The organism is Neisseria sp. P0021.S006, from assembly GCF_051956895.1.
Genome location: NZ_JBQCWZ010001124.1, coordinates 1 through 490, shown reverse-complemented (window position 1 = coordinate 490; position 490 = coordinate 1). Strand labels below are relative to the sequence as shown.

General features: G+C 51.8%; 1 protein-coding gene. It reads right to left on the bottom strand.

Going from position 1 to position 490, the window contains the following annotated elements:
* Positions 1-8: 8 nt before the first annotated feature.
* A partial coding sequence (locus tag ACTHUM_RS19070; RefSeq protein ID WP_440403846.1) for a C40 family peptidase occupies positions 9-490 on the bottom strand: 482 nt, incomplete at its 5' end.

Genomic DNA, 490 nt, shown 5'->3' with positions numbered 1-490 from the left:
GCCTTGATTTATTCAGTAAAAAAAGTATGTGCGCCCAAATAGTTTTTTGCGTAGAACGGAGTGGAAAGTTTTTCGGTTTTGATGGTTTTACCGCTGCTGGGGGCGTGAATAAATTCGCCGTTGCCGATGTAGAGGCCGACATGGGAATATTTGTGTGCGCCGCCGGTATTGAAGAAGACAAGATCGCCGGCTTTCAATTTGCTGTCGGGAATTTTTCGGCTGGCTGCGGCCATATCGCGTGCGGTGCGTGGCAGATTGACGTTGAGGGCGTTTTTATAGACGAATTGGATCATGCCGCTACAGTCAAAGCCTGTGGCTGTGGTGCTGCCTCCCCATTTGTAGGGCGTACCGATCAGGCCTAGGCTGTGAAGCATCAACTCCTGCGAACCTTGGGTGTGGTCGATATGGGAAATGCGGACAGGTTGGATTGTTCTGGCGGTTGTTTGCGGCTTGTGGGATTTATGCTTGCCAGTGGTGCCGCAGGAGGCCA